This window comes from Bradyrhizobium sp. STM 3809 (assembly GCF_000239795.1).
Lineage (GTDB): Bacteria > Pseudomonadota > Alphaproteobacteria > Rhizobiales > Xanthobacteraceae > Bradyrhizobium.
On the sequence record NZ_CAFJ01000183.1, the window covers coordinates 1 to 5,030 of the forward strand.

The 5,030-nt window shown below is 66.8% G+C and carries 2 protein-coding genes; both read right to left on the reverse strand.

Annotated features, from left to right (window positions below; all coding sequences use genetic code 11):
- Positions 1 to 544 precede the first annotated feature (544 nt).
- Positions 545 to 3,328, reverse strand: coding sequence for a phosphoenolpyruvate carboxylase (gene ppc, locus BRAS3809_RS10010; RefSeq protein WP_008961967.1), 2,784 nt, complete (start codon positions 3,326 to 3,328; stop codon positions 545 to 547).
- A 120-nt stretch (positions 3,329 to 3,448) separates the two neighbouring features.
- Positions 3,449 to 4,993 carry an acyl-CoA synthetase gene (locus BRAS3809_RS10015; RefSeq protein WP_035655931.1) on the reverse strand — a complete coding sequence of 515 codons (1,545 nt, stop codon included), beginning with the start codon at positions 4,991 to 4,993 and terminating at the stop codon, positions 3,449 to 3,451.
- Between the last annotated feature and the right edge of the window lie 37 nt (positions 4,994 to 5,030).

Here is a 5,030-nt window from a genome sequence, read left to right on the forward strand (position 1 = left end):
ATGCTCGGCTGAACCTGTGGTGACTGCCGCCTGCTTTTTTCTCTGCAGGCGGGCCATGGGTGAGGCCTTCACCCGGCATTCCCCGCGCCCTTGCGTGATTGTGAGGGACGCAATTTGCATCACCTTGGGCGCGATGCGCCGCGGGAGCGAGACGCTATGTCCCGCGCTGTTTGAGACTGTGAAACGGAAGATGTTCGAGCGGCGCTGCCGTAGGGTGGGCAAAGGCGCGCCCCGAACGACACCGTCAGCCGCGCTCCCTCGCGCGCCGTGCCCACCAAACTCTCCGACCGTGCAGCGACACGGTGGGCAAGCCGCCGCCCTACGGGCGGCCGCTTTGCCCACCCTACGGCTGCACGTCGCCCACCGCCGTCGTCGCGGACAAGCCGTGCCGCGCGCCAGCGCGGCTCGGCGCCGATCCGGGACCTATAATCAATCCGCGGCGGTCATGATGAGCAAAAGGCCAATGACCAGAATGCCCGACACTGCTCCCTGGGGGTATGGGTCCCGGCGTTCGCCGGGACGACGGTGTAGCTTGTATTTCGACCTACCCCGTATTCCTCAAGCCCGCCGAGATGCCGTTGATGGTCAGCTGGATGCCGCGCAGCACCTGCTCGTCCGGGTTTTGCGCGCGATGCTCCTTCAACAGCTCGACCTGCACGTGGTTGAGCGGATCGAGATAGGGGAAGCGGTTGCGCACCGAGCGCTCGAGCAGCGGGTTGCCCTGCAGCAGGCGCTCCTGGCCGGTGATGTCGAGCAGCGTCTCGATCACCAGGTTCCATTCGCGGCGGATACGGCCGAAGATCTTTTCGCGCAACGCTTCGTCCGGCACCAGTTCGGCATAGCGTGAGGCGATCGCGATCGAACTCTTGGCCAGCACCATGTCCATGTTCGACAGCAGCATGCGGAAGAACGGCCATTCGCGATAGAGCTCGCGCAGGAAGGGCATGCCCTGGTCCGGATTCTCCGCGATCCAGCTCTCGACCGCGCTGCCGAAGCCATACCAGCCCGGCAGCATCAGCCGGCACTGCGCCCAGGAGAACACCCAGGGGATCGCGCGCAGATCCTCGATCGCGCGGGTCTTCTTGCGCGACGCCGGGCGGCTGCCGATGTTGAGGGTGGCGATCTCGTTGATCACGGTCGAGGACCAGAAATAGTCGACGAAGCCATCCGTCTCGTAGACCAGCCCGCGATAGGCCTTGAAGGCGAGCTCCGAGAGCCGGTCCATCGCGGTGAGATATTCAGGCTTCGGCGCCGGCTGACGCGGATGCAGCAGGCTGGCCTCGAGCGTCGCCGCGGCGAGGATCTCCAGATTGTTGCGGCCGACCTCGGCGTTGGAATATTTGCTGGAGATGATCTCGCCCTGCTCGGTGATGCGGATCTGGCCGTTCACCGCGCCGCCGGGCTGAGCAATGATGGCGTCATAGCTCGGGCCGCCGCCGCGGCCGACCGAGCCGCCGCGGCCGTGGAACAGCCGCAGACGCACGCCATGGCGCTCGAAGATCTCGACGAGATGAATCTCGGCCTTGTAGAGCTCCCAGCCCGAGGTGACGAAGCCGCCGTCCTTGTTGCTGTCGGAATAGCCGAGCATCACCTCCTGCACGGCGCCGCGGCTGTCGACCAGGCGCCGATAGTCGTGCAGTGCCAGCATCCGGTCCATGATGCCGCTGGAGGCCTGCAGATCCTCGATGGTCTCGAACAGCGGCACGATGTTGACGGCGCAACGGCCGGCGGGATCGATCAGCCCGACCTCCTTCAGGAGCAGCGCGACCTCCAGCATGTCGGACATGCCCTTGCACATCGAGATGATGCACTGGGGAATGACGTCCGCGCCGAAGGTGGCATGCGCCTCGGCGGCGGCGCGGAACAGCTCGAGCTCGCCGACCGTCTCGTCGCTGTATTTGACGAAGTGCGACACCAGCGGCCGGGCATTGCGCAGCTCGCTGACCAGCAGCCCGACCCGCGCATCCTCGCTCAGCGCCATGTAGGACATGCCGGGCATGGCGGTATCGATCAGCTCGGCGACCGTGCGCTCGTGCACGGTCGAGTTCTGCCGGATGTCGAGCCGCGCCAGGTGGAAGCCGAAGCAGTCCACCGCGCGCCGCAGCAGCCGCAGCCGGCCGCGCGCGATCACCTCGGCACTGTTGGCGATCAGCGAATGATGCAGCACGTCGAGATCGTCCTGCAGCTGCTTGACGCTGTCATAGGGCGCTGCCGCCGCCACCGGCAGGCGGCTGATCTGGATGCCGAGCTTCTTGGCCGTGGCCGCCAGGCGCGCATAGATGCCGGACACCGCCAGCCGGTACGGCTCGCCGCGGCGATGGGGCGAGGTGTCGGGCGAGCGCTCGGCGAGCGCCCGCAGCTCCTCGGACACGTCGGCGAGATGCGCCGCGATGGACAGCTCGCTGCCGAGCAGATGCAGCTCCTCGAGATAATAATGCAGCGCGAGGCTGGACTGCAGCTTCAGCGTGCCGCGCATCACCTCGGCGGTGACGAACGGGTTGCCGTCGCGATCGCCGCCGATCCAGCTGCCCATGCGCAGGAACGAGGCCAGCTCGTCCGCGACCTCGGCCCCGTCGTTGAGGCGGTCCTCCAGCGCGCACAGCAGCCGCGGCACCTCGCGCAGGAAGGTGTAATCATAGAACGACAGGCCGTTGGTGACCTCGTCGAGCACCGTCAGCTTGGTCCGGCGCAGCAGGTTGGTCTGCCACAGGGTCAGCACCGCGCGGCGCAGCGCCTCGTCATTGGCCTCGCGCTCGTCCGGCGTCAGCTGCATCCGCTCGCGGCGGTCGAGCAGCATCGCGACCTCCATCTCGCGGTCCATCGTGCTCTTGCGCCGCACCTCGGTCGGATGCGCGGTGAGGACGGGACTGACAAGCGCGGTCGAGAAGAACTTGCGCAGCTCGGCCGCCTCGAAGCCGGCCGATTTGGCATGCGCGAGCGTCGCCGCCAACACGCCATTGCCGCCGTTCGCGTCGCTCTTGGCGCGCATGCGGCGGATGTTGTTCTGATCCTCGGCGATGTTGGCGAGGTGCGAGAAATAGCTGAAGGCGCGGACGATGCGGACGGTCTCCGCAATGGTCATGCCGTCGAGGATCTGCTCCAGCTCGCGCCGCGCCTGACGGTCCTCGTCGCGATGGAAGCGCACGGAGGTCTGGCGGATGCGCTCCACCAGGTCGAACACGTCGGCGCCCTCCTGGTCGCGGACGGTGTCGCCCAGGATGCGGCCGAGCAACCGGATGTCGTCCCGCAGCCGAGCATCCTCCTCCATGGCCTGCGCCTCGGCGGCGCGATTGGGACGGATTTCCTCTGGTATGGCTTGCGGCGACATGGATACGCTCTCCAGCAGCTGCCCATTTGCGGGTCAGTCTGCCGTATCTGTATTGCAGCGCAAGATCAAGAAAGAGGCGGCGCCTGCCTTATTCGATGCGCTGGACTCGCAGAGCCTCGGTCAGATCTTCCGCCCCGCCTGCTCCCAATACGGATCGCGCAATCGCCGCTTGAAGATCTTGCCCGAATCCTCGCGCGGCAATTTATCGTGGATTTCGATGTGCCTGGGCACCTTGTAGTCGGCCAGCGACGCCTTCAGCCGGGTCTTGATCTCGCCGGTGTCGAGCACCACGCCCGGTTGCGGCTCGACCACCGCCATCAGCGCCTCGCCGAACTCCGCATCGGGGATGCCGAACACGGCGCAATCATGCACGCCCGGCACGGCGTGCAGCACGGCCTCGATCTCCGCCGGATAGATGTTGACCCCGCCGGAGATCACCATGTCGCGCTTGCGGTCGCAGAGGAACACGTAGCCCTCGGCATCCATGTAGCCGATGTCGCCGGAGGTGATGAAACCGTCGCGGTCGATCTCGGCGCGCTTGTCGGGCTTGTTGTGATAGGTGAAGTCCGGGTTGCCGGCGATGCGCGAATAGATCTCGCCGATCTCGCCCTGCGGCAGGATGCGGCCGTCCTCGCCGACGAAGCGCAGCTCGGCGCCAGGCGAGACCTTGCCGACGGTGCCCGGCTTCCTCAGCGCATCCTCGGATGTCGCGAAGGTCACGGCGCCCGACTCGGTCGAACCGTAGAACTCGTAGATCACCGGCCCCCACCACTCGATCATCGCGCGCTTGACGTCGGCCGGGCAAGGCGCGGCCGCGTGGATGACGTGACGCAGCGACGAGACGTCGGTGCGGCGGCGCACCTCCTCCGGCAGCTTCATCAGCCGGATGAACATCGTCGGCACCATGAAGATGGTGTCGATCCGCTCCGCCTGGATGATGGCCAGAAACTCTTCCGGCTCGAAGCGCGGCATCAGCACCAGCGCGCCGCCGAGCCGGCCGGCGCGCAGGCCGAAGGCGTTCGGCGCGGAATGATAGAGCGGGCCCGGCAGCAGCGCCCGCGCGTCCGGCTTCAGCCCGTAGATCAGCGCCCGCATCCGCTCGGCCGAGGCGGCCTGCTCGATCGTCGGCGCATTGCGGCGGACTCCCTTGGGGTGTCCGGTCGTCCCGGAGGTGTAGATCATGTTCTGCGGCTGCGGCACCTGCGGTCCATCGTAAGGACGCTGCCGGGCAAGCCAGCCCTCCAGCTCGATCGCGAACTCCGGCGTTTCCAGCAGCTCCGCGTCAATCCTGTAGTTGGACAGGATTTCCGGCGGCGTCGGCACGCTGAGCACGGTGACGCCGGACGGGACGAGGCCGCGAAGCTGATGCAGCAGGTCGGCGTGGCCGATCAGCACCCGCGTCGCGGAATCCTTGAGGATGTAGTCGATCTCCTCCGGCTTGAAGTGCCAGTTCACCGGCACGCCATAGGCCCCGAGCCGCATCGCGCCGTAGGCGGCCTCGACGAAGGCGATGTCGTTGCGCATCAGCATGCAGACGCAATCGCCCTGGCGCACGCCGAGCTTCGCCAGGCCACTGGCGATCCGCGCGGCGCGGTCGGCGATCTCGGGATGGCTGCGGCGGCGTTCGCCGGAGATGATTCCGCAGAAGAGCGAGGACGTTTCCATTATTGCTTTATCCGATCTGGCGTCGGTTGTCGTCTTG